The sequence below is a fragment of the Sutcliffiella horikoshii genome (assembly GCF_019931755.1).
Taxonomy (GTDB): Bacteria; Bacillota; Bacilli; order Bacillales; family Bacillaceae_I; genus Sutcliffiella_A; species Sutcliffiella_A horikoshii_E.
In genome coordinates this window covers 3,680,105-3,704,101 of the sequence record NZ_CP082918.1, presented here as the reverse complement: position 1 = coordinate 3,704,101, position 23,997 = coordinate 3,680,105, and the positions used below count along the sequence as shown (strand labels likewise).

The following is a 23,997-nucleotide window of genomic DNA, read 5'->3' as shown; positions in this document are numbered from 1 at the left end:
CTAATGAGTTTGTATACTTGTTTTAAATATGTCACAAGTTATTATTTACAGTTAAGTTTGTACCAATAATTGGCTGTGTTAATTGAGTATTGAAAGAGTTATAGGCAGTTATAGATACATTTTTTAAGATATTATCTTTTATTATAGCTATAAGTTCTGGAAGGTTATTTGATAAAGATGAGTCTGAAGTTCCAAATAATTCTACTTTGGCATTAGAACCTAAATTGCAATTAAAATTATTTCTTAACATTACTAGTTCATTTTCAGCATAAACAGATATACATCTGATTTGAGCATTTGCTTTTAGAATACTAATATCATTATCCTTAATCAAACTCAGTTTAAAATTACTGATTCGAAGAAATTCTGACCGGTCAGGTCCTTGAACGGAAATATCTTTATCAATTACAACTGAATTATTACTTATTATTGCTTTGGAGTCATCTCCTTTTCCATCTATCTTAAAATAAACGTCTTTAACAGTATTATTAACAAACTTAAATAAGTTTGCCTTTGCCCAAAAACCAAAATAATTTAATTTATCTTGTGTCCCTAAAAAAGTGTTGTTTTCTAATATTAATTCATTAACTTCATATACAGATTCCCCAAGATTTACTCGTGTATAAAAAAAGTTGTTTCGAAAAATAAGTTTGTTTTTTACCCAATCTCCTAAATGTGCTTCACTCCTAAAATAATACCACTTGCAATAAATATGGAACTCACAGGAATCAAATACCAATGAACCCTTTCTTAAGTTCCAAGACCAACCCTCGTCGCGTTTGTTAAAATTGAACTTACAATAAGTGAAAGTTGATAATAGATATAAATCCGATTGTAAAATGAAACTTACATTATCAAATGTACAATGGGTATATAAAGGGTTGCCTAATATATAAATAGTTGTCTCTGTAAAATGATCATAATTAAATACTATGTGAGAACCACCTCCGCCTGCTAACGAGCTTCCAGTACCCTGTGCTCCATTATATGAATTATATTGGGAAACATAGCTTTCCCCTCTACTCCCCCCAAAACTAACTGTACCATTGAATTTATTCATTTCTACCAACACATTTCTTGCACTTATTACTACAATATCCCCATTTTTATTGTCATGAAAATAGTTGCTTCTTATAACGATATTTTGATTAAGATTATAACCATCTTCTATATCAATACCATAGCCTGGAGATGCCCCACCAATATTTGCTATTTCACAGTGTTCTATGTTAATGAATTGACCACCACCAACAATCCCTAAAGTCCTACAGTTGTGAATAAAACAATTTGTGATGTTTACGCCCTGACTAAATGCATCTGAACGTATTGTTATTGTACTGTCAATTATATTAGTGAATACTTTCCTGTAGGATATCTTAAATTTGATTGCGCCAGATGGAAAGTTTTTTAAATAAAAGCATTCAAAAGTTCTTCTTGTTTGTTTACCCAAAAAGTTATTCTCTTTATCGTATAGAAATACTGTCACCATATCTTTTGTTAAGTCCTGACCTTCTCCATAGGCACCATAGCCATTTCCGCAGATCATAAAATATCCTTGTTTTTGTATTGTTTCATGAGATAGTGAATAGTATTTATTGCTTCTCACCCAAAATTCATTAGAAACAGGGTTTCCTAATAAATCAAAAGTACCAGATTCTAATTCAGATAAATAAACCCAGTAATTATGGAGATACTTAGAGCCCACTGATATTCCGTAACCTGTAGTTTCCTTAATCTCAACATTTTCAATTTTAATATTTTTACTATAACTGACATTAATACCGGTTCCCCATTCATGTGTTCCAGGTATAGAAATATAGTCGTGAGTATTTTTATCTCCTTCGATTACACCTCCAACAATAGTTACATTTTTTTTGTTCTCTATGTTCACTATCGTGTACTTTTGATAAGAGTTTGTTTCCTTTTTCAATATGCAGCCATACAAATCTAGAGTCATATCATTAACCAGTTGTATTGTGCTATCTCTATCAATAAGATATAGACCAGGTGGGAGTTTGCATCTACTATATCCATTTGCATTTGCCCATTGTAACGCATTATTAATTCCAATTGTGGTTCTTAATGGATCATCTCCTTTGTTATTAATAGTCCATAAATCTAAATCGATATAATATGATTTTATTGCAGTAGGGAACCATTCATTCCCGTTAAAAGATAGAACATCACCCGTTTTGGGTTTACTAGTTATAGTGTTTACATTTGTTAAGTCTTCTAATGAACCAGCTTGAAAATTCGGCAGAGTTTTAGACTTAAAACTATTTTCAGTAGAATCATACATTAAAACCTCACCATCAATTGGGTTAGAAATTGAAATTCCTGTAATTTCCTGTATATTATGGGTGTGTTCTTTGGTTGCTTTCTTAATTAGAGCTTGTAATAAATAACTATCATCATAAATAGGTATTTCTTTTCCATTCACTCTAACATTTCCATTAATATTACTAGATGTTATCTCTAGATTCTCAATAAGATGGATTTTTTCAAAAATCTCCTGAAAAGCACTGACTAAACTAGACTTATCTAGTGTGGGTAAATCATTTAAAGAACCAATATCTTCTATATTCGCAACCTTTAAATTCCCATTGTCTATACCAATAAATAATTCCTTTGTGTCTGTACATAAGCAAAATTCGCCAATATCCAAAAAAGGTAAATCACCCTTTAAACTACTTCTAATTTGAATTTTATAACTCAAGGAATATCCCTCCATAGCTTCATTAAAATATTAAATGCAGAAATAAAAAGAATGATTGGACAATCAGGTAAATATTTTTAGCATTACTAGGAATAATCAGAAGAGCTATTTTGATTCATACGGGTAACGGATGAGTATTGCGGTAGGAAAAAGCCAGCAGTGCGGATTTCGGAGCCACCAATTACGGAGGATAGGGCCACTTAATGTATGAAAGGGAGCCAGTACTTACAATTATGTAAAAAAAGCCATCGATTTAATTTGCTTTGATGGCCGCTTAGTTATTTAAAACTCTTTCCTTCTAACCGCGATTCTATAATTAAAACAGCTTGCCTGACAAGTTCATCCCAATCTAACTCCTCATCTTCAATCTTCATTGACTTCTAAACATAGGGGCAGAAGGAGTTCTTTGATTTGCTCCATCACTTCTTTAGGAAGAAAATGATGAAAGAAATGCTTGGCAATACGAATCTCTACTTCTATAGGAATCATGGTGATCCTACCAATCCATAGGGATCCCGAATAGAAATCTCTCCAACGACCATAATGTGATATGAAACATGAATAATTCGATTAAAAATGGTATCTGCTACCTGAGCTTGGCCTAATTTAGCGCGGGGGAAACTGTGAACAAAAAATGGTAAAAGCTCTTTTGAGCCTTGATTCAATAATCTTTAAGACAAGTATCACGTGGTTTTCTGGTAGCTCGGTTAATATCCATTCTTCGATATTTGTGAATTAACTTTCGAAAACTGCCGTCTGCTTTAAATTTAGCCACTGTCAGTTCATCCAACAACACTGGCAGACGGATATTATAAAAAGAATATAGTTCAGATCATATTGACGAACTGAATAATAACAAGTATTATAAAAACAAGATGTTCTTTATAAAGAACCATAAAGGCGTTATAAATTACGAAAGTGGGAATTTTGTATGAGCGCAATTGCTGGTATTTATGACCTAAATAATGGGACCATTCCTATTGAACATGCCCAAAGAATGATGGGGGTTCTTAAAAAATACTATGCAGATGACGTGGGAACTATTTTTGAACACAATCTTTTTATGGGTTCTCATGCACAGTGGATTACACCAGAGTCTGTTGGCGAAAAACTTCCATTTTACGATCAAGAGAAAAAGCTGGCAATAACTGCTGATGCAATAATAGATAATAGAGAAGAACTGTTTGAAAAGTTGCAAATTAAAAATGAGTTAAGAAAAAAAGTTCCAGATAGTCAAATAATATTAACTGCTTATCATAAGTGGGGAGAAGACTCAGTTAAGCACTTGGTAGGTGACTTTGCGTTTGTAATTTGGGACGAAAGAAAGCAGATGTTATTTGCTGCTAGAGATTTCACTGGTACTAGGTCCCTTTATTATACTATCAATAAACATCAATACGCTTTTTGTTCTGTAATAGAACCGTTATTAACATTAAATGAAGTAAGTAAAAGATTAGATGAAGAGTGGTTGGCAGAGTATTTGGCGATCTCTGGAATGATTGATACAATTGGAGCTTCTAGTACACCTATAAAGAATATAGTTCAGTTACCTCCTGGTCATTTTATTACTGTTTCAAATAGAGCAGTTAAAGTTGAAAGGTATTGCATGTTATCATTTGACAAAAAAATCAAACTGAAAAATGACAACGAATATGTAGAGGCCTTTCAGGATGTTTTCAATAAAGCTGTCCAATCAAGGTTAAGAACACACAGGTCTGTTGGAGCCCAATTGAGTGGCGGACTGGATTCAGGATCGGTTGTCAGTTTTGCAGTAAGGAATATGCAAGAAGAAAAAAAAGCACTCCATACGTTTAGTTACGTTCCGACTACGGATTTTGTAGATTTTACACCACACTACTTACGGGCTAATGAAAGTGAGTATGTTAATTTAACTATCAAACACGTTGGAGGTATTAAACCAAATTTTTTAAGTTTTGATGAAAAGAATTCCTATTCAGAAATAGATACTATGTTAGAAATAATGGAAATGCCATACAAATTTTTTGAGAATTCATTTTGGTTGAAAGGTATGTTTGAAAGTGCTCAAGAACATGATATAGGAATTTTGCTGAATGGAGATAGAGGAAACTACACTATTTCTTGGGGTAATGCATTAGTTTATTATGCTGAATTACTTAAAAAGTTAAAGTGGTTCAAACTAGTTAATGAACTAAATTCGTACAGTAAAGTTAGCGGCGGGAAAAGGCTCAGAAATATACCAATTCTCGCAAGAATAAGCTTTCCTTTATTAGAACAAATTTTTAATCAAGGAAGTAAAGCTCAATCAACCAGCTTACAGAAAATTATTAATCCGAAATTTGCAAAGCAGACAAATATATATGAAAAATTGAAATCGGTAGGTATAGGAGAAACAGGGTGGTTTGATACAACGAGCATACAAGAAGAGCGAAAAAGATTATTTGAAAGGATTTTTCCTTGGAATGCCGGAAATACTTTAACTTCCAAACTTTCATTAAAACACGTAATGTGGAAGAGGGATCCAACTAACGATTTGCGCGTTTATCAATTTTGTTTATCTATACCTGAAGAACAATACGTGAAACATGGAATAGATAGATACTTAATTAGAAGGTCAACTCAAAACTACTTACCTAACGAAGTGAGATTAAATAATAGAATCAAAGGGGTGCAAGGGGTAGATTGGGTCCATAGAATGAAGCCTATATGGGGTGAATTCATTAGTGAAGTAGTTGAAATGCTGAATAATAAGGCTGTAATGGAATTCTTTAATATAGATACCCTAAAGGCAGCATTAGCAGTGGCGAATAATGGTCCAAATGAGCAATATGCGATAAATCCAGATTATAAGGTATTAATGCGTAGTCTGATTGTTTATCGATATCTTAAAAATTTTTATTGAGGGGAGGTGATTATATGAAAAAGAATTGGAGCATTCCTCTTTTGGAGGTGCTTGACGTGAAGTCCACAATGCTACAAGGTGATGGAGATTTTACAGACAACGATTTCCCACAAGATACACCAAAGAGCGAGCTAACATTTAGTTAGTAACTCTTCTGTTCTTAGGTGTGATGTGAACTTCATATTGTTTAATAACATAACATCGTAAAATAACTTTTATACTTTTTCATGTATAGAGGTTATTTTACGTAATAAATAATGGTCTAACATAATTTATAAAATAGTAGGTTGTAATTATTTATTCTTATAACCATTCTTAATGGTATCTTATTATTTTTGCTTCGCCATTGAACAAGAAAAATAATTGACAATCATAATATATAATGTTAAATTTAGTACATATTTTAGTTCTTAATAAAGAAATTGAGTCATTAGTGTTTTTTTTTACATTCTTTGTTCTTTATAATGAACTAATAGCTGGTGAAATTATTTTACGGGAGAGATCTCAATGACCACTTCTTTAAATATTTTATACAAAGCATTCGGATTTACTATTAAAAGCGAATATGCGCTTCCCGAGCTAAGTGGGGCTAATATAGGTTCTAAATCATTGGACATCTCCATCCAATTAGGTAACCTCCAACCCAAATGGAAATCCCTCTCAAAACAACCTAACCAATACTTCCACGTTGAGGAAAACCTCTGTATGTTCCATGTTCATAACACAGCCATTTTCCTCATCCAAAACGGCAACGAAATCATCGTCAGCCCCCATGAAGGAGCTGCCGAAGACCACATCAGGCTCTACCTGCTTGGCACATGCATGGGCGCCATTCTTATGCAGCGCAGAATCCTTCCACTTCACGGCAGTGCCATTGCCATAAACGGAAAAGCCTACGCAATAGTCGGGGATTCTGGAGCGGGTAAATCTACGACAGCTTCTGCTTTATTAAGGCAGGGATATCAATTAATTAGCGATGATGTTATTCCCGTTTCTTTCAACGAACATAATATCCCGATGGTGACCCCGGCTTATCCGCAGCAGAAGTTGTGGCAGGAGAGTATAGATGAGTTTGGGATGGAGTCTAGTAACTTCCGTCCGATCATTGATCGTGAAACAAAGTTTGCGATACCAGTAGACTCCCAGTTTTGCGACAAGGCACTCCCATTAGCTGGAGTTTTTGAATTGATGAAAACAGAGGATGAAGCCCTTCAATTTTCTTCTGTTACTGGATTAGAAAGGTTCCATCTGTTGTTCCAGCATACATACCGAAATTTCTTTATACCAAGAGCTGGGTTAATGGATTGGCATTTCCAGACATCCGCTAAGATGGTGAACAAGATGAGTTTTTATAGAATACAGCGGCCGACCTCTATTTTTACGGCAAATGAAATAACGAACTTTATTTTGACTAGTATGGAGAGAAAGGGTGAAGTGGTTAATGGCTAAAGGGTTAGTTCTGACAAATGATTGTGCATATTCTCAGGTGGAAGGAAACATCATTAGTGATATGGATGGAGAAAAGGTGATGTTTAGTATTGCGAACGGAAAGTATTACAATCTGGGGGAGGTTGGAGGAGCAATTTGGGATCTGCTTCAGGAACCTAACAGCGTTAAGGGCATGGTTAGTCAATTGCAAGAAGAATATGAGGTGGATGAGAAGACTTGTGAAATGCAGGTGATGGAGTTCATTGGAATGCTCCATAAAGAAGGGCTTATTAAACAAAATTAATCTTCCAAGGCGAAAGGGACCAAAACATGAGAAAATTGAAATTGTTACTGGAAGCGGACTGGAACACTAGGAGACTATTAGTAGAATCCTACTTCCATTTAGCCTGGGCCCGTTACTTAAAAAGCGTTCCTTTTTCTACCGTTGCGCCATCTTTAGGGACAAATATGACGGAGACGACTTTTGAACGACCTTCAATAAGAGATCAGAAGGTACTTGCCGCTGTTTCCCAGGCTGTTCATATTACGAGTAAGTACACTTTCTGGGAAAGTCAGTGTCTGGTAAAGGCGATGGCGGCCATGAAAATGCTTGAAAAGAGAAATATTGAAAGTACCTTGTATCTCGGTACGGGCAAAGACGAAAACGGTAAGCTCATTGCGCATGCGTGGTTGAGATCAGGTCCGTTTTACATTACCGGTGCTGAGGTGATGAATCAGTTTACAGTGGTGGGTAAATTCGCCAAAACATTGGGAAGGGAGCAGCGAAGTGAAAAAAACGAGTCTAAATTTAGCGAAAGTTCCTCATGAGCTGCTGTTCATCCTTCATGTATTAAAGGAAGAAAATACAACAGCTTGGTTAGCTCAATATGAGCAATTCCTTGATAAGGTAAACTGGGAGGCATTCCTTAAACTTGCCAAACATCATCGTCTCTTTCCTCTACTATATCAACAACTGAAACGAATAGATAATCCCTCTGTGCCCGATTATGTTTTACGTTATCTGAAGGCAATGTATCAGCAAAATACTTTTCAGATGATGCACCTTACTGCAGAAATGAACCATCTTAACCAGCAATTCCTAACAAAAGATATTCGAACGATTTTTTTAAAGGGCCCGGTACTTGCGCAAGAGCTATATGGCGATATTTCTTTAAGAACATCGTGTGATTTGGATGTTTTAATTCCTTTAGAAAACTTAGGTGATGCGGAAGCGCTGCTTATACAACTGGGGTATGAGAAGGATGATTATATTGAGACCATACTCGGGGACTGGACATGGCGGCATCATCACGTCACTTATTTTCATCGAGAAAAAGGGGTGAAGTGTGAGCTGCACTGGCGCTTGAACCCTGGTCCAAGTTTTGAACCTGGTTTTGACGACCTTTGGAACCGTAAAAAGAAGAGCTCTCTTTTAAATGAAACGGTATATATGCTGGGAAAAGAGGATCTGTTTTTCTTTCTTGCGACACATGGAGCCCGACATGGTTGGTCAAGGCTGAGATGGCTGGTAGATATCCAACGTCTTTTAGGACAGGAAGTAAACTGGCATCAGGCTGTCCACCTGTTTAACAAGTATCACTTTCAAAGAATTGGTGGCCAGGCCCTACTTTTATCGGAAAATCTGGTAAACTCTGAAACTCCTATGGAAGTTAAGGTTTTATTAGATAAAAAATCCCGCCAGCTCGCGCAACAGGCCATCTTTTATTTGCAGTCTATGGTTAATTTACATACAGATCCAGTTCCGCAGAATGTTTCAGATTACCATGGGAAGCATTTGTTTTCACTTATGTCGTATCAACAAAAAGCACTATATTTGTTAAGCTGTTTATTTCCGTTCCCAGAAGATGCCGAAACATTGCCATTGCCAAAATTTCTACATTTTTTATACGTTCCATTACGGCCATTTTTGTGGGCGTGGAGGAAGACAAAAGGGCAAACAGTTGTAAAAACCTAATTGCGAAGGAGATGAAAGAAAGTGAAGAAGGAATGGAGTACTCCGGCCTTGGAAATACTAGAAGTGAAGAATACGTATAAATTCGTTAAGGATCCAGGTAAATGGGATAAAATCAAGGATTGGTGGGAGGAATACTGCGAGGAGATTGGAACAGGAACAGGGGGAAGTTAAATGTTCCAAAAGGTCGAAAGCAAGAAAGACTTTAAAACCTTTAAAAAGACGTGGGGAAAAGTCTGCAGAAAGCAGAAATGGCACAATGACCCTTATTCACCAGATGGAATAAAGTATAATCTTAAGCAATCTCATTCCAGTATATTTCCTTTTAAGAATAGGGAAACAATATTCGGCACCATTGAATTTATTCCATACTCGCCAGGGAACAACTATAGTTCCGTAGAAGGTCCCAACAGGTATTCATTTTCTACTCTGCCTGCCATACAGGAGAATCAAGGTAGAGTTTGGGAGATTGATAAACTTTGTTTAGCTTCCGAGTACCAGCGAAAAGGTTACTTTGAGAGTTTTTTTCGTGTGTTTGACGACCATATCAATACTTACCAACCCAAGTTTTATATTGCTTTGATGGAGAAAAAGTTTTATCGGATGATGAGAATAATGTTCGGATTGGCGATTGAGGGAAAGAAAGAGTTCAGTGGTCATAACAATTCATTGATAGCCGTCATCTTTGATGTGGAGAAATTAATGGATGATAGAAAAAAAGTAGACGCGTTAAAAAAACTCGCGAAGACCTGAGGAGGAACATCTGATGAAAACGTGGGAAAAACCGATTTTGGAAGTATTAAATGTACATAAAACCTATACACATTGCCTAACCCCTCTCTCAACAGAGCCTCAAAATATTTTTTGTTAAAGCTGATTGTAATAGGCAGGTCCTATAAGATTAGGAGGAATTACATGAAGGAGTTTCGCTATTTCCTAACAAAGATCCATCATTACGCAGGGAAAGTCCTATATATTAATATGGTTTCAATGGTGATCATTGGATTGTTGGATGGAATTGGGATTCTGCTTCTAATTCCGATGATTAACATGACTGGGATCATTAATTTTCAAGCTGCAGGGACCCCAATAGGTGGAATCCTGCAATATTTAGAAAGTGTTGCAGCGTTTTTAGGGTTGCCTGGAATACTGGCAATCTATGTGCTGATTGTGGTGGCTCATAATATTGTCCATCGCCAGATTACGATTCGCAATGCTATTATTCAGCAAGGTTTTTTCCGTCATTTAAGGGTGCAGACCTATGACGCTTTCTTGCATGCGAATTGGAATTTTTTCATCAAAAACCGTAAATCGGACCTTATCAATTTTATGACGACCGAGGTTGCCAGAGCAAGTGCAGGCACAAGCTCCTTTTTGCAGTTTGCATCCTCTTTGATTTTTACAGTCATTCAGATTGGGTTGGCTTTGATGTTATCACCGACTATTACAGGTTTTATTCTACTTAGTGGAGTATTTCTCGTTCTGTTGAACCGAAAATTCTTGAAATGGTCCATGGAGCTAGGGAAGCGTAACTATGATTTGGGGCGGAGTTATTTGTCTGGAATCACCGATCAGATTAATGGAATCAAAGATATTAAGAGTAATACATTGGAAGACTCGAGAATGGACTGGTATCAGAACATTACGGAACGAATGCAAAATGAACAGATTGAATATACGAGATTGAAAACGAAGTCTCAATTGTATTATAAGATAGCTTCTGCTGTCTTAATTGCCGTTTTTATCTATCTCGGTGTGGTGCTTTTTAATGCGCAGTTCACGCAGTTGATGCTCATTATTGTCATATTCTCCAGACTATGGCCAAGGGTGGCTGGGATTCAGGGCTCCCTGGAACAATTGGCAACGACCATCCCTGCATTTAAAGCGGTAATTGCCATCCAGAATGAGTCGAGAAATGCGAGGGAATTTACTGCAACGGCTAATGAGATCAAACCGGTGGAAGTTCATTCAAGCATGGAGTGTAAAGAGGTGTTTTTCCGCTACCGGAAGGACCAACCTGAATTTGCCCTTAATAATATAAATTTGCATATTCCAGCTAATCAAATGACGGCGGTTGTGGGGAAATCCGGAGCAGGTAAAAGTACACTAATAGATTTGTTGATGGGTTTGAATCAGCCGGAGTATGGCGAGATTTTGATAGACGGGACTCCACTTACAAGTGACAAGCTGGTATCCCTTAGGAGAGCAATAAGTTATGTACCACAGGATCCATTTCTCTTCAATACAACGGTCAGGGAAAATTTGATGTTGGTAAAGCCGGGGGCGACAGAGGATGAGGTATGGGAAGCACTTGAATTTTCCTCTGCTGCAGAGTTTGTAAGAAAGTTGCCGGATGGACTTGATTCTGTGATCGGAGACCGGGGGATAAAACTATCCGGGGGGGAACGTCAGCGACTTGTGTTGGCTAGGGCTATTTTACGAAAGCCATCCATCCTTGTTCTGGATGAAGCGACAAGTGCTCTTGATACCGAAAATGAGTCCAAGATCCAGCATGCATTGGAGATGTTGAAAGGGAAAATGACGATTATCGTTATTGCCCATCGATTATCTACTATCAGAAATGCTGATCAGGTGATTGTATTGGAGAATGGCTTCATCATCCAAAAGGGCGAATTTGGCCAGCTTGCCGAAGAGAGAAAAAGTGTGTTCGGTAAATTGTTGAAGAGTCAGATGCAGGCAAGTTACTAAAGGATTGAATATAATGACCTCCGTGAGGTCTTGTTGTTCTTAATAAAGAATTAAAAGAGGAGGTGAAGAGATGAAAACGGAAGTGTATGTTGCCCCGAAAGTATTGTTGCATCAGCCAATTAGCTTTGAAACTGCCCAAAGCTGGAATCCAGGTGCGAGAGTTGGAAATGGCCGAATTCCAGGCCCGCCAGGAGATGGGAATGGAGGTCCGCCAGGAGGTGGAGGTGCTCCCCCAGGCAGCGGAGGATGTCCTCCTGGACACAGAAAGAAAGGTAATTGTTGAGTAAAACAATCAGAGCCAAACTGTCTTTTGGCTCTGTCATCAACTTTTAAAAGGCGGCTTATCCATGAAAACATTGCAGGTGAAAATTGGCGAGCACCACATTAAACTTCTCAGTCCCTATATGCATCTTCTATCTAAGTTTAGAGAAGAGTATGAGATTCCAAAGGGAAATAAACGAGTCAAACCGGATTTATTGATCTATCTTGAAAGTGGTTATGGAACATCATTTTTGAACTATGAGGTGGCTCATTTTCGGGAGGATGGAAACATCATTTTCAGGCGAGCTGATTATCAAATAGTTGTGGATCGGGATTATAAGGTAGCTAAACTTTACTTTCATGATGACCTTGCCTTGAAGCACGCCATGATGAATTTATACAGTTCTTTTATTGTCTATCATAATTGGGGATTATTGATACATTCATCCGCCGTCGTTAATGAAAGTAAGGCTTTTATCTTTGCCGGACAGTCTGGGGCTGGGAAATCGACGTCCGCTAAGCTTTCTATGCCAAGGACAATTCTTTCGGATGAAGCTGCCATCGTAAAAATTGATAAGGGGAAAGCGACCGTTTATCATTCTCCCTTCCGAAGTGAGATTAAACCTACCAATCTTACGGAATATTCACCTGTTGAGGGGATTTATTTGCTCCGACAATCTTTAGACATTCACAAACATTCCATAAAAAAATCAGATGCCTTTCTCCTACTGATGGATAAGGTGTTTTATTGGTCCAAGGAAGCAGAAGATACGAAAAAGATCGTATCACTGTTAAAGAATTTGGTTAATCTGACTCCTGTTCACCAATTATATTTTCAAAAGAACGATAAATTCTGGGAGGTGATCTCTTGAGCAATAAGTATATTCAACAGAGTGGTTGTGAAGCTACTGTATTAGATGACGAGTGGATCATTTTAAATACGGATAATTTCACGGTAACGAAAATTAACCATGTAGGAGGATTCTGTTGGTCTATTCTTCGTGAAGCGCACACTGTGGAGAGTATTGTGGAATCTTTAGAAAGGCACTATCAACATTCAGGTATTGTGCAAAAAGAAGAGATAGAGGACTTTATCATGCAGCTTGAGAGTTGTGGAGTAATCAAGAATGTTAGCTGAAAAAGATAATAGTCCTGTCGCTATCGTAAGGGAAGTTTTGCTTAAAAGAGGATGGATTGATCTTCCCTCGTACGGTACGAGTATGTATCCGCTTATTAGAGAAGGGGACATATGCAGGTTCTCTTCATGTAATTCCTCCAAGCTGAAGAACATGGACATCATTCTTTTTTATACCCCCTCTAATCGTTTCGTTGCACACCGATTAATTCAAATAGATAAAACTCGTTATTTTTGTAAAGGTGATGGTAATCTTGGATTTGATCCTCCTATTGATCAGAGCCATATTTTAGGAAAGTTGATATCTATAAAAAGAAACGATAAGAAGATAGATTCTAACAATCTATCTTTCAGAGTATGGGGACATTTTGTTCAGGCAGTCCCTGTAATGTCCACCTTTATCAGAATGTATTTGAAACGTAAAACATCTGCCTGATATGGAGTGATAAGATGCTCTCACATTATAAAACAAAGTTAATGGAACTAAAAAGACAATATTTCACCATGAGAGATATACAAAAAACATTTTCGCTATTATCTCCTTTTATTAAAAAGAATAAGAAAGCATACATGATTTTACTTGGTCTACTTTTGGTAGATATAGGGCTGACCATCGGTTTTGCATGGTTTTTCGGTAATATTGCAGATGCGGCAGTTCAGAGTAATTTTGAAGAGATTAGTTGGTTGGTTCCACTAGGTATTTCTATTACGATAATTAGTATAGTTACAGGATTTATTTATATTTATTATGAAGCGATTGCTACTTATGAAGTAAAGAAGGACTTAAAGAATCATGTTTTTCGTCATGTTTTAAGGATTCCAGCTTCGACAGCATCAAACCGTTCTTCTGGTGAACTAGTTTCTCACTTTACAAATGATATTAATAGTATTGATGGCGTAATTGGGAGCAATTTAATCAATTTCATCTATCTTCCCCTAATCTATGTGACAGTGTTTATTTTTCTGTTTCAAATTAATTGGCAGCTGTCTGTTATTAGTTTACTAGTTGGCCCGGCGGCAATTATTTCTGGTGCCTTTTTTGGAATTTTATTAAGGAATAATGGCAGAGAGATTCATCGTTTGGTTGCCAGCATGAATGGCTTTTTAAATGAATCCTTCCAGGGATTTTTAACTGTAAGGGCATTTACTTTAGAAAGGCTGTTGGATCAAAATTATCAGAAGCTAAATCAAGAATTGTATTCATTGGAAATGAAGAATGCGAAGCTGAGGGGCTGGTTTCATTCAGGCTCACAGTTCGTCAGTTCTTTTACATATATAGCTACGCTTTGTGTGGGTGCCTATTTTGTATCAACAGGTGTCATGACGGTAGGTGCGTTGTTGATTTTTGTGACGCTTGTGAATCATCTCGTTTATCCGCTGACAGAGCTTGCAGGGCAATGGGCTGGTTTTCAACGATCTGTATCTGCGGTGGAACGAGTAGTGACAATTTTGGAGGAAAAGACTGATTGTGAAGAGCTGCCTTATTATAAGAGGCCGAACGAAAGGGGCTTGCAAGCTATCACATTTAAGGATATCCATTTCAGCTATGATGAACATATAAAAGTGTTTGAAGGATTCCATTTGCATATACCGGCAGGGCAAGTGACCGCTATTGTAGGACCTTCTGGAGCGGGTAAATCCACTTTGTTTAATCTCCTACAGTGCTTTTATAGGCCACAAACTGGAGAAATCACTCTAGGCGGACGAAGCATCGAGGAGTTTACGATTGCCGAGCTACGAAGTCACATTGCTCATGTCTCCCAGGATACCTTTCTTTTTCAAGGTACAATTAGGGAAAACTTAATGCTTGCCAGGCCTGATGTGACAGAAGAGGAAATGAAAGAGGCGGCTAGGATTGCTAATATTGACTCATTTATCCAATCCTTATCAGCAGAATATGATACAGAAATTGGGGAACGAGGAATTAAATTATCTGGTGGACAGAAGCAGAGGATTGCTATTGCCAGGGCTGTATTGAAAGATGCACCAATTCTTTTGTTGGATGAAGCAACTTCGGCACTTGATAATGAAACCGAATATCAGGTAAAAGCAGCATTGGATAAGCTGATGGAGTGTAGGACAACAATTGTAATTGCCCACCGGTTATCTACCATCCAGCAAGCAGATTTAATACTAGTACTGGATCAGGGAGAAATTGTTCAATATGGACGTCATGAGGAGCTATTGCAGCAACCGGGGTTGTATAAAAAGCTTAACCAAACATTTAAAGAGGAATCAAAAGATCTGCATTTCGCTTAGGAAGGGGGAAGAACCTTGAGCATTTCTTTTGTAAAGAATATATATGAAGAAACTATTCTGCCATTGACTGAAGAGGGTAAGTACGAAAGTATTCTAAGTGTAATAGAAGCAGATGGGTTCTCGCCTCAAGTATATTATTTATTGAAAGAAAAAGGTATGCTGGGAAACACCCCATTATTCTTCCAGGAAAAATTAAGTAAACTTTATCAGGAAAGCTTTTTTTTGAACTTATATATCAAGAATCAGCAAACTAGAATACTAGAGAGTTTTGAAGAGAATCGTATAGAAGTAATGCCATTAAAAGGGACTCACTTTGCAGAGAAATATTATGGGGACATAGGCGCAAGATCAACGTCTGATATCGATTTGCTGGTAAATATAAAAGACCTGTCGGAAGCGGTCCGTATAGTGAAGTCTTTAGGCTTTACTATAGAACAAGAACAAATAAAAAATCACTTCCACATCAGTCTAGGTAAGAACATACTGGGTTCTTTCATTCCTTTGACAGTTGAGCTGCACTGGGATCTTGTTTGTGGAAATACATCAAATTTAAATGTCGCTGACTTCTGGAATGAGGCGCTACCATTTGGAGGAAATAGGTATGTGAAAGAATTAACGGTCTTTCATACATTTTATTTCATGTGCCTCCACGGTTGGAGACACAATATGGATTCACCAAAATACTTTTTGGATATTATCATGGTCGCAGAAGTATTGGGCAACAAAATAGACTATCAGAAACTATATGCTATTGCAAAGCAACATCAAACTCTAAAGAGAATAATCCGTACATTATCAATCGTTGCTTATCATTTCCCTCATCTTGATTTTCTTATGACGCTTCCGAAGAAACGAACGAATATGTGGTGGGAAGCTCACCCCATTGTTAAGGATACTCAACCCAATATATTTAAAAAATATTTGGATTTCCTCGATTATCAATTTTTTAGTTTTGATACTGCCAAACATAGTGTAATGGAGGTTATGAATTATATGGGTTCGGGTTTGGAGAGAAAATCGCGTAACAAGTAAGAAAATTGGAGAGGTTCAAATGAAAAGGGTGAATTGGCGTATTGTACTTTTATTATTTCTATTATTTTGGATTGTGTATATAATCATTGATAATAACCGGATTAAAATTGTCCATGAAGAAATTGAAATGGAGAATCTTATACCAGTGCTGGACGATTTTACAATTCTTCAGGTGACAGATATTCATGAGAAGGAGTTTGGAAAGAATCAAAAGCGATTGATTAAGAAAATAAATTCCATTGAGTATGACATAGTTGTTTTTACTGGAGATATGCTTAATAGCAAAAGAAGTAACAATTATGCCCCTTATTACAAACTAATTGAAGGAATTAACAATAAGAAACATGCCTTTTTCGTGCCTGGTAATGCGGATCCGGCTCCATATCAGATAAAACAGGGCAAGATAGAAAAACACGATTTTATCAAAGGAATGGAAGAGAGGGGCGTTAGATTTCTTGAGACTAATTATGCCCTCCCTATTGGTGAATCGTTAGTTCGTATTGTGGATTTCGAAAGTTCCATTATAAGTGAGAATAGAATAGAGGCATATAGGGATTCCACAGTTGACGGTAGTTATACACCTTATATAAGAAAGCAAATAGAAAATTTTAAAGAAAATCTGGTGTTGGACAATGAAGAGGAGGATCTTTTAATTGCGCTCAATCATTATCCTGTAGTAGATCGCAGGATCGATTTGCTTCACAGTGATCCTTACTATAATATGAGAGAATTTGATTTGCTGATGGCAGGGCATTACCACGGTGGGCAGTTTAGGATTCCGTTTTACGGGGCGGTTTTTGTACCTGAAGCCTATTACGATAGGGGCGGGCTCTTTCCTCCGCAGGACAGGGTGAAGGGGCTTTGGGAATACAAGGGGATCAAACAGTATGTAAGTACAGGTTTAGGGAGCAGCGATACTCTTCCGTTCATGAAGTTTAGGCTGTTTAATACACCTGAATTAAACGTAATTACCTTTACAACAAAAAAGTAAGTGCCGCACAATGTGGCACTTACTTTTTTGTATCCTGATTTATTTTCCATTTATTAAATTCCAGAAATTCTTTGAACTGTTCTTTTGTAACACCTGAGTCCATTGCTTCGCGTACGAGCATTGTCCATTCTTGGTCTACGTTTTCGCTGTTTTCTTCATCGTGCAACAAAGTATTTACGGAAACGCCTAAGACAGAAGAGACTTTTTCCAAGAATTGTACAGAAGGATTGGATTGTAGGTTCCGCTCAATGGAACTTAAATACGATTTTGCAACGCCAGCACGTTCTGCCAGTTCCGACATAGACATTTTACGCTGTTCTCTATATTTTTTAATTCGTTCTCCTATCATGGCTTTCACCTTCCTATCATGCTTATTATAGCATATAACGAAAGGATTGTTAGATATTTAGAACAAAAATTGCATGAATAATCAATGAATGAGAGTTAGTTGGATGTAACATGCCCCTTATTATGTAAAAAATCTCGGATTTCAGCAGAAGATATACCTAATTCAAGCGCGCTACCAATTAGTTCTACCCACTCCTTATCTAAATTTTCTGTCATTTTAACCGTTACTTTCTCCATCCTTTTCCCTCCTAAAATACTTGGTATTTCAGGCAGCCCAGCCATCTTAATTAGTAAAAGGATTTTTCTTTTACAACCTTAGATCTGTTGACTTTGCGTCCTTGCCTTTCAACAAGTTTGCCCTTGACTGTTGTATTAATTTGTTACTTCATAAAACTTTAGTATTAATACGATTGTCCTTATCTTAACCTGAATTCATTATAAATTAACTAAATATGGAATGTTGCTGATTAATGTCGAATGGGTCAAATTATTTTACAAAAATGCTTTGAGGAATAAAAGGTTCTTAGGAGTTAATTTCAGGACTTGAAAAGTGGTTTTTGAATAGTAAATTGGCCTATTACGACTCTTTTTAAATAAAAAGAAAAACATTATTTTTGTCGATTTTCTCCTACTAAACATTCATTTTTCGTAATGCTTTATAAAGTACCCCCTAAAACGAAAACCTCCCTTCGAAACAGGCGCCCATAAAGCTATTCCTTCTCCATTATGGTAAAATGTTCTTTTCGGACTAATCATATCTGATATTTAATTAAAAGTAGCATACTATAAATACATGTGAAAGAAAGGATGTTCTTACGTGATGAAAGTGAAGCTGCCAAAGCCTTTTACGTTTGAAGGCGGAGATCGTGCGGTATTGATGTTACATGGGTTTACAGGGAATTCGGCGGATGTGCGGATGATGGGCCGGTTTTTGGAGAAGAGAGGGTATACTTGCCATGCGCCTCAGTATAAAGGACATGGGGTGCCACCGGAAGAATTGGTTCATACTGGACCTGAGGATTGGTGGGAGGACGTGATGGAAGCCTACCAGTTTTTGAAAGATAAAGGTTTTGAAAGCATTGCGGTCGTCGGACTGTCATTGGGCGGAGTTTTCTCTTTAAAGTTAGGTTATACAGTTCCGGTGAAGGGTATTGTGCCTATGTGTGCGCCGATGTATATCAAGAGTGAAGAAATCATGTATCAAGGTGTCTTGGAATACGCGCGCGAGTTTAAACGTCGTGAAGGGAAAAATGCGGAGCAGATTGAACAAGAAATGAAGGAATTTGAGAAAACACCAATGGGTACATTGAAGGCGTTGCAGGAATTGATTGCAGACGTGAGGAATAATGTAGACATGATCTATTCTCCAACATTTGTTGTACAAGCCCGACACGACAATATGATTAACACAGACAGTGCCAATATTATTTACAATGAAGTGGAATCGGACGAAAAGAAAATTAAATGGTATGAAGAATCCGGCCACGTCATCACGCTCGATAAAGAACGCGAGCAACTCCACGAAGACGTATACGAGTTTTTAGAGTCGTTGGATTGGTAATACTAAATATAAGAATATTAATTAATAAAGTAACCTAGCTGGTGATTGGAGCGTTAGGCGTAGACTCCGGAGGGAGGTAGCGATAGGTTGAGACCCCGCAACGCAGTGAGGAGGCTCAAGCATCGCCCCTCGGAAAGCGAAGCCTAAAGCGGAAATCACCAGCGGTGTACTAAAGTAATTTTACAAACCCGAAAAGGGGAGGGATATATAATGGAAGAAATAATTCAACAACACGTAGATAAATTACTTTCCTATATGAAAGAAGAAGCCTACAAACCACTAACTACACAAGAGTTAGAACAAGCCTTTGGAATTAAAGACTCAGAGGAATTCAAAGATTTCGTCAAAGCTCTAGTGTTTATGGAAGATCAAGGACTCGTTGTGAGAACTCGCAGCAACCGCTATGGACTTCCTGAAAAAATGAACCTGATCAAAGGAAAAGTAATCGGTCACTCCAAAGGCTTTGCATTTGTCATGCCGGAAGAAGCGGATATGGACGATGTGTTCATTCCACCGAACGAGCTGAACAATGCCATGCACGGAGATATCGTTCTTGTACGCGTAAGCAGAAAAGCTGCGGGTGATTCCAGACAAGAAGGAACGGTTATCCGTATAGTTGAGCGTGGAGTCAAGGAGATTGTTGGTACATATACCGAAAGCAAGAGTTTTGGTTTTGTTATTGCAGACGACAAAAAAATTGCCAATGATATCTTCATTCCGAAAAGTGCCAGCAATGGTGCAGTGGAAGGACATAAGGTAGTTGTAAAACTAGTTACTTATCCGGAAGGTCGCCTTAGTGCCGAGGGGGAAGTCATCCGCATTCTCGGTCACAAAAATGACCCGGGTGTAGATATTTTGTCTGTCATTCATAAGCATGGCCTGCCGCAGGAGTTCCCAAGAGAGGTACTCGACCAGGCGAATGCAACGCCGGATGAAATTGACGAAAAAGATCTTGGTGATCGTCGTGACCTTCGCGACCAGGTCATTGTTACGATTGACGGAGCGGACGCAAAAGACCTGGATGACGCGGTAACCGTGACGAAACTGGACAACGGCAATTATAAGCTTGGCGTTCATATCGCAGACGTCACGCATTATGTAACGGAAGGTTCACCAATTGATTTGGAAGCGCAGGAGCGTGGGACAAGTATTTACCTTGTGGACCGTGTGATTCCGATGATTCCGCATCGCCTTTCCAACGGTATTTGCTCGTTGAACCCGAAAGTGAACCGCCTTACGATTTCTTGTGAGATGGAGATTAATAATGCCGGTGAAGTGGTGAAACATGAGATTTTCCACAGTGTCATCAAGACAACGGAACGTATGACTTATTCAGATGTCAAAAAAATTCTTGTGGATAAGGACGAAGAAGTAACGTCTCGTTATGAAGCCTTGGTTCCGATGTTTCAGTTAATGGAAGAGTTGGCTGCTGTCCTTCGCAAAAAACGGATGACGCGTGGAGCCATTGATTTTGACTTCAAAGAATCCAAGGTGATTGTGGATGAAGAAGGTGCACCTAAGGATGTCGTTCTTCGGGAACGTTCAGTAGCCGAGCGTTTGATTGAAGAGTTCATGCTTGTTGCGAACGAAACGGTAGCGGAGCATTTCCACTGGATGAATGTGCCGTTCATCTATCGTGTCCATGAGGATCCAAAAGAGGAGAAACTGCAACGTTTCTTCGAGTTCATCACAAACTTCGGATATGTGGTGAAAGGAAAAGGAAACGAAATTCATCCGCGTGCACTTCAAGAAGTCATTGAAGCTGTTCAAGGGAAACCGGAAGAAATGGTAGTTTCTACTGTCATGCTTCGTTCTATGAAACAGGCGAAATATGATGAGGAAAGCTTAGGACACTTTGGTTTGTCCACAGAGTTCTATACCCATTTCACATCACCAATTCGTCGTTATCCTGACTTGATTGTTCATCGTCTGATTCGCACCTACCTGATACAAAAGAAACTGGATGCGAAGACACAGGAAAAATGGAGCGACAAGCTCCCTGAAATCGCTGAGCATTCTTCTAACATGGAACGCCGGGCAGTGGATGCTGAGCGTGAAACGGATGAACTGAAAAAATCCGAGTACATGCTTGATAAAATTGGCGAAGAATACGATGGGATCATCAGCTCTGTTACAAACTTCGGAATGTTCGTCGAGCTGCCGAATACGATTGAAGGTCTTGTCCATGTGAGCTACCTAACGGATGACTATTATCGCTACGATGAGCGTCATTATGCGATGATCGGAGAGCGCACAGGAAAAGTGTATCGTATCGGAGACGAAATCACTGTTCGTGTGATTAACGTAAATAAAGATGAGCGATCCATTGACTTTGAAGTAGTTGGCATGAAAGGTACTCGCCGTCCGGATACGAAGAGTGCACCACGTGTCATCCAGAGCGAACGCAAGAAACCTGCCAAAGGCCGCAGTCAAAAGCGTAAAGACGAAAGCAATATCGATGACTACACATTTGAAATTGGCTGGACGACTAAGGGGCCAGGTACAGGTAAGACTGGCACTGGTAAAAAGAAAAAGAAAAACAAGAAGTTCTTTGAAAATGCGCCGAAACAGAAGCGTAAAAAGAAGAAGTGATAAGATTCGGGGTGGGAAGAGCCTTTTTGCAAGAGAAGGCTCTTCTTTCTTGTAGAGGGGTGGTGTATTTGGTAAAATATTCACTACCGCTATGAAATATTAGAGAGAGGGGGACACAGCCATGCCGAAGGGGACAGGAAAGGTTATCAGTACCAACAAAAAAGCCAACCACGATTATTTTATCGAACAGACATATGAAACGGGTATGGTGCTACAAGGTACGGAAATCAAATCCATGCGAGCAGGTCGCGTCAACTTGAAGGATTCCTTTGCACGAGTGCAAAACGGTGAAGTGTTTTTGCACAACCTGCACATCAGTCCGTATGAGCAAGGAAACCGATACAATCATGATCCGCTTCGTACACGCAAGCTGCTTCTTCATAAGAAACAGATCAATCAGCTGATAGGTCTTACAAAAGAAGAAGGGTATGCATTAGTACCTTTGAAAATCTATCTGAAAAATGGCTATGCAAAGCTGTTAATCGGTCTGGGTAAAGGGAAAAAGAAATACGACAAGCGTGATGACTTGAAAAAGAAAGAAGCGAAACGCGATATTGAGAGAGCGTTCCGTGAACGTCAAAAGGAATAGTATAGTTCTTTTTACAGTAACTTACAATTGCAAAGTTATGTGAGTGTGCTATAATAAGGATGTCGCTAAGATAACAGCGGCGCTTTGATAATTGAATAGCCAACTAATTGGCTTGATTATCTTTCCCGTAGAACCTCGTGTTGTGTTTCTCTTTGTTGATTTAAATTTCAACAGAGACATTCTAATCGAGGGGACGTTACGGATTCGACAGGGATAGTTCGAGCTTGGGTTGCGAGTCGGGGGGATCGTCCTCGTCATCAACGTCAACGCCAATATAACTGGCAAAGAAAACAACAACTTCGCTTTAGCTGCTTAATAACAGACTATAGCGGTTCCTCCCTCCATCGCCCATGTGGTAGGATCAGGGACTCACTCTAAGTGGGCTACGCCGGAGATCGCCGTCTGAGGTCAAAGGAAGAGCACAACCAGACTAGCTGCCAGGATGCCAGTCAATAGGCGGAAGGGTCAGCGAAATACTAATATATTGACTACACTCGTAGATGCTTAAGTGGCGATGTTTCTGGACGTGGGTTCGATTAATTATTAGTCGCCTTGTATGGCAACATACAAGTGAAAATCTGGCTTTATCGGTGAAACCTAAGTCGTAGTTCTTTTACGATAAGGCAATGCCGAGCGGTATGTGGAGCAATCCAACAGCCGTGTATCGACTCATAGGTTGCCACATTAGTGGTAATACTAGGATGCGGAACTGCTAGTTGCAGTAGCAACTAAAAATTTTAGTTCGCATAATACGCCAGAGGACCTCAGCCTTGAGGTTCAAGATATAGTCAGTGCCATGACGAAAGCATGGAATTGCACGTCCCACCGTCTCCATTTTAATGTAAGAAGACCACACTGTTCACTGGTGTGGTCTTTTGTTTGTTTAATTAAAAATAAGAGATTCAGTTGATTTTCGTTCCAGGCGCTTCGCTTTCCTGCGGGCGGTCCGTAAGCCTCCTCACTCCGTTGCGGGGTCTTACCTGTCCCTTCCTCCCGCGGGAGTCTACGCGCCTTCCACTACAATCAACAAGGTTGTTCCATTCGACAATAGAAGGACGAAATATTTAACTCCATTAGGTACTTCATGTCGCCTATTTTCTTATTTAAGGTTAAAAAATTCCTCTTCAAATTTAATCTTATTTATCTGCTCTTCTAGCTTATATTTCCCATTTCTTTTTGTAACTAATTCATAGTTATCCAAAATATAAATAGCTCTACGCTTTTTTATTTCTACTCTTAGATATGGACAAATACATTTCAACGTGTTTAGAACATCTCGTTTTGATTTTACATTTAGTGAAAATGAATTCTTGTGGATAGTAGGCTTGTAATTCTTTTTCCTTACAATTGCACCACCGATTATACTCTGGACAAATTCTAGTAATTCTATATCTGTAGAAGCTATGGTGATACAAGGACGTCTAAATTCATTTTTGTGAATTCTTGTTAATAAAATACTACCTTCTCCATCAATAATACCAGCGATATATGCCGCCTCCCAATCCTTCATCGTTTCATCTCCA

The 23,997-nt window shown here is 38.4% G+C and carries 24 protein-coding genes, 1 other RNA gene and 1 riboswitch; of the genes, 20 read left to right on the top strand and 5 right to left on the bottom strand.

The features are described from left to right. Positions 1 to 31: 31 nt before the first annotated feature. Together K7887_RS19080 and K7887_RS22995 are read right to left on the bottom strand one after the other, a co-directional pair. Positions 32 to 2,716 (bottom strand): right-handed parallel beta-helix repeat-containing protein, encoded by a 2,685-nt coding sequence (locus tag K7887_RS19080; protein WP_223491198.1) that lies wholly within the window; start codon positions 2,714 to 2,716, stop codon positions 32 to 34. Between the two features lie 363 nt (positions 2,717 to 3,079). Further along, positions 3,080 to 3,205: a hypothetical protein gene (locus tag K7887_RS22995; RefSeq protein ID WP_263290310.1), complete on the bottom strand. Its 126-nt coding sequence runs from the start codon at positions 3,203 to 3,205 to the stop codon at positions 3,080 to 3,082. A 442-nt stretch (positions 3,206 to 3,647) separates the two neighbouring features. On the opposite strand from K7887_RS22995, the gene K7887_RS19075 reads away from it, so the two are divergent. The 16 genes from K7887_RS19075 (at position 3,648) to K7887_RS19000 (ending at position 17,384) form a co-directional block, all read left to right on the top strand. Further along, positions 3,648 to 5,597: an asparagine synthase-related protein gene (locus K7887_RS19075; protein ID WP_223491197.1), complete on the top strand. Its 1,950-nt coding sequence runs from the start codon at positions 3,648 to 3,650 to the stop codon at positions 5,595 to 5,597. 14 nt (positions 5,598 to 5,611) lie between these two features. Beyond that, the gene (locus K7887_RS19070; protein WP_223491196.1) at positions 5,612 to 5,743 is read left to right on the top strand and encodes a paeninodin family lasso peptide; all 132 of its coding nucleotides are present in this window, start codon (positions 5,612 to 5,614) and stop codon (positions 5,741 to 5,743) included. A 361-nt stretch (positions 5,744 to 6,104) separates the two neighbouring features. Then, positions 6,105 to 7,046 carry a phosphoenolpyruvate carboxykinase (ATP) gene (locus K7887_RS19065; RefSeq protein ID WP_223491195.1) on the top strand — a complete coding sequence of 314 codons (942 nt, stop codon included), beginning with the start codon at positions 6,105 to 6,107 and terminating at the stop codon, positions 7,044 to 7,046. Beyond that, positions 7,039 to 7,329: a lasso peptide biosynthesis PqqD family chaperone gene (locus tag K7887_RS19060; protein WP_223491194.1), complete on the top strand. Its 291-nt coding sequence runs from the start codon at positions 7,039 to 7,041 to the stop codon at positions 7,327 to 7,329. The genes K7887_RS19065 and K7887_RS19060 overlap by 8 nt, the downstream gene beginning before the upstream one ends. Positions 7,330 to 7,355: 26 nt before the next feature. Further along, positions 7,356 to 7,853 carry a lasso peptide biosynthesis B2 protein gene (locus tag K7887_RS19055; protein ID WP_223491193.1) on the top strand — a complete coding sequence of 166 codons (498 nt, stop codon included), beginning with the start codon at positions 7,356 to 7,358 and terminating at the stop codon, positions 7,851 to 7,853. After that, the gene (locus tag K7887_RS19050) at positions 7,813 to 9,000 is read left to right on the top strand and encodes a nucleotidyltransferase domain-containing protein (protein WP_223491192.1); all 1,188 of its coding nucleotides are present in this window, start codon (positions 7,813 to 7,815) and stop codon (positions 8,998 to 9,000) included. Before K7887_RS19055 ends, K7887_RS19050 begins: the two co-directional genes overlap by 41 nt. Before the next feature lie 21 nt (positions 9,001 to 9,021). Beyond that, complete coding sequence (locus K7887_RS19045) at positions 9,022 to 9,171, top strand: paeninodin family lasso peptide (protein ID WP_223491191.1); 150 nt, start codon at positions 9,022 to 9,024, stop codon at positions 9,169 to 9,171. Then, entirely contained in the window at positions 9,172 to 9,750 is a 579-nt protein-coding gene (locus K7887_RS19040) for a hypothetical protein (RefSeq protein ID WP_223491190.1), read from the top strand. 162 nt (positions 9,751 to 9,912) lie between these two features. After that, positions 9,913 to 11,706 carry an ABC transporter ATP-binding protein gene (locus K7887_RS19035; RefSeq protein ID WP_223491189.1) on the top strand — a complete coding sequence of 598 codons (1,794 nt, stop codon included), beginning with the start codon at positions 9,913 to 9,915 and terminating at the stop codon, positions 11,704 to 11,706. A 70-nt stretch (positions 11,707 to 11,776) separates the two neighbouring features. Then, complete coding sequence (locus K7887_RS19030; protein ID WP_223491188.1) at positions 11,777 to 11,989, top strand: hypothetical protein; 213 nt, start codon at positions 11,777 to 11,779, stop codon at positions 11,987 to 11,989. 64 nt (positions 11,990 to 12,053) lie between these two features. Further along, positions 12,054 to 12,839, top strand: coding sequence for a hypothetical protein (locus tag K7887_RS19025; protein ID WP_223491187.1), 786 nt, complete (start codon positions 12,054 to 12,056; stop codon positions 12,837 to 12,839). Beyond that, positions 12,836 to 13,105 (top strand): PqqD family protein, encoded by a 270-nt coding sequence (locus tag K7887_RS19020; RefSeq protein ID WP_223491186.1) that lies wholly within the window; start codon positions 12,836 to 12,838, stop codon positions 13,103 to 13,105. The genes K7887_RS19025 and K7887_RS19020 overlap by 4 nt, the downstream gene beginning before the upstream one ends. Beyond that, entirely contained in the window at positions 13,095 to 13,538 is a 444-nt protein-coding gene (locus K7887_RS19015) for a S24/S26 family peptidase (RefSeq protein WP_223491185.1), read from the top strand. Before K7887_RS19020 ends, K7887_RS19015 begins: the two co-directional genes overlap by 11 nt. Before the next feature lie 14 nt (positions 13,539 to 13,552). Further along, positions 13,553 to 15,361, top strand: coding sequence for an ABC transporter ATP-binding protein (locus K7887_RS19010; protein ID WP_223491184.1), 1,809 nt, complete (start codon positions 13,553 to 13,555; stop codon positions 15,359 to 15,361). A 15-nt stretch (positions 15,362 to 15,376) separates the two neighbouring features. Beyond that, on the top strand, positions 15,377 to 16,393 hold the full coding sequence (locus K7887_RS19005; protein WP_223491183.1) for a nucleotidyltransferase domain-containing protein: 1,017 nt from the start codon (positions 15,377 to 15,379) through the stop codon (positions 16,391 to 16,393). Between the two features lie 127 nt (positions 16,394 to 16,520). Further along, complete coding sequence (locus K7887_RS19000) at positions 16,521 to 17,384, top strand: metallophosphoesterase (protein WP_223491182.1); 864 nt, start codon at positions 16,521 to 16,523, stop codon at positions 17,382 to 17,384. 19 nt (positions 17,385 to 17,403) lie between these two features. Here the strand turns inward: K7887_RS19000 and K7887_RS18995 are convergent, their stop codons facing one another. Together K7887_RS18995 and K7887_RS18990 are read right to left on the bottom strand one after the other, a co-directional pair. After that, the gene (locus tag K7887_RS18995) at positions 17,404 to 17,733 is read right to left on the bottom strand and encodes a helix-turn-helix domain-containing protein (protein ID WP_148965550.1); all 330 of its coding nucleotides are present in this window, start codon (positions 17,731 to 17,733) and stop codon (positions 17,404 to 17,406) included. Positions 17,734 to 17,828: 95 nt separating this feature from the next. Beyond that, positions 17,829 to 17,969: an anti-repressor SinI family protein gene (locus K7887_RS18990; RefSeq protein WP_148965551.1), complete on the bottom strand. Its 141-nt coding sequence runs from the start codon at positions 17,967 to 17,969 to the stop codon at positions 17,829 to 17,831. A gap of 28 nt (positions 17,970 to 17,997) precedes the next feature. After that, a riboswitch (cyclic di-GMP riboswitch) is annotated at positions 17,998 to 18,101 on the bottom strand. Between the two features lie 451 nt (positions 18,102 to 18,552). On the opposite strand from K7887_RS18990, the gene K7887_RS18985 reads away from it, so the two are divergent. From K7887_RS18985 to ssrA, 4 genes are all read left to right on the top strand, one after another. Further along, positions 18,553 to 19,293, top strand: a complete 741-nt coding sequence (locus tag K7887_RS18985; RefSeq protein WP_223493703.1) for an alpha/beta hydrolase — start codon at positions 18,553 to 18,555, stop codon at positions 19,291 to 19,293. Positions 19,294 to 19,503: 210 nt separating this feature from the next. Beyond that, positions 19,504 to 21,885, top strand: a complete 2,382-nt coding sequence (gene rnr, locus K7887_RS18980; RefSeq protein WP_223491181.1) for a ribonuclease R — start codon at positions 19,504 to 19,506, stop codon at positions 21,883 to 21,885. Between the two features lie 121 nt (positions 21,886 to 22,006). Further along, the gene (smpB, locus tag K7887_RS18975) at positions 22,007 to 22,474 is read left to right on the top strand and encodes an SsrA-binding protein SmpB (protein WP_148965553.1); all 468 of its coding nucleotides are present in this window, start codon (positions 22,007 to 22,009) and stop codon (positions 22,472 to 22,474) included. A 197-nt stretch (positions 22,475 to 22,671) separates the two neighbouring features. Beyond that, positions 22,672 to 23,013, top strand: a transfer-messenger RNA (tmRNA) gene (gene ssrA, locus K7887_RS18970). Between the two features lie 560 nt (positions 23,014 to 23,573). Here the strand turns inward: ssrA and K7887_RS18965 are convergent. Further along, entirely contained in the window at positions 23,574 to 23,984 is a 411-nt protein-coding gene (locus K7887_RS18965; protein ID WP_223491180.1) for an LAGLIDADG family homing endonuclease, read from the bottom strand. Between the last annotated feature and the right edge of the window lie 13 nt (positions 23,985 to 23,997).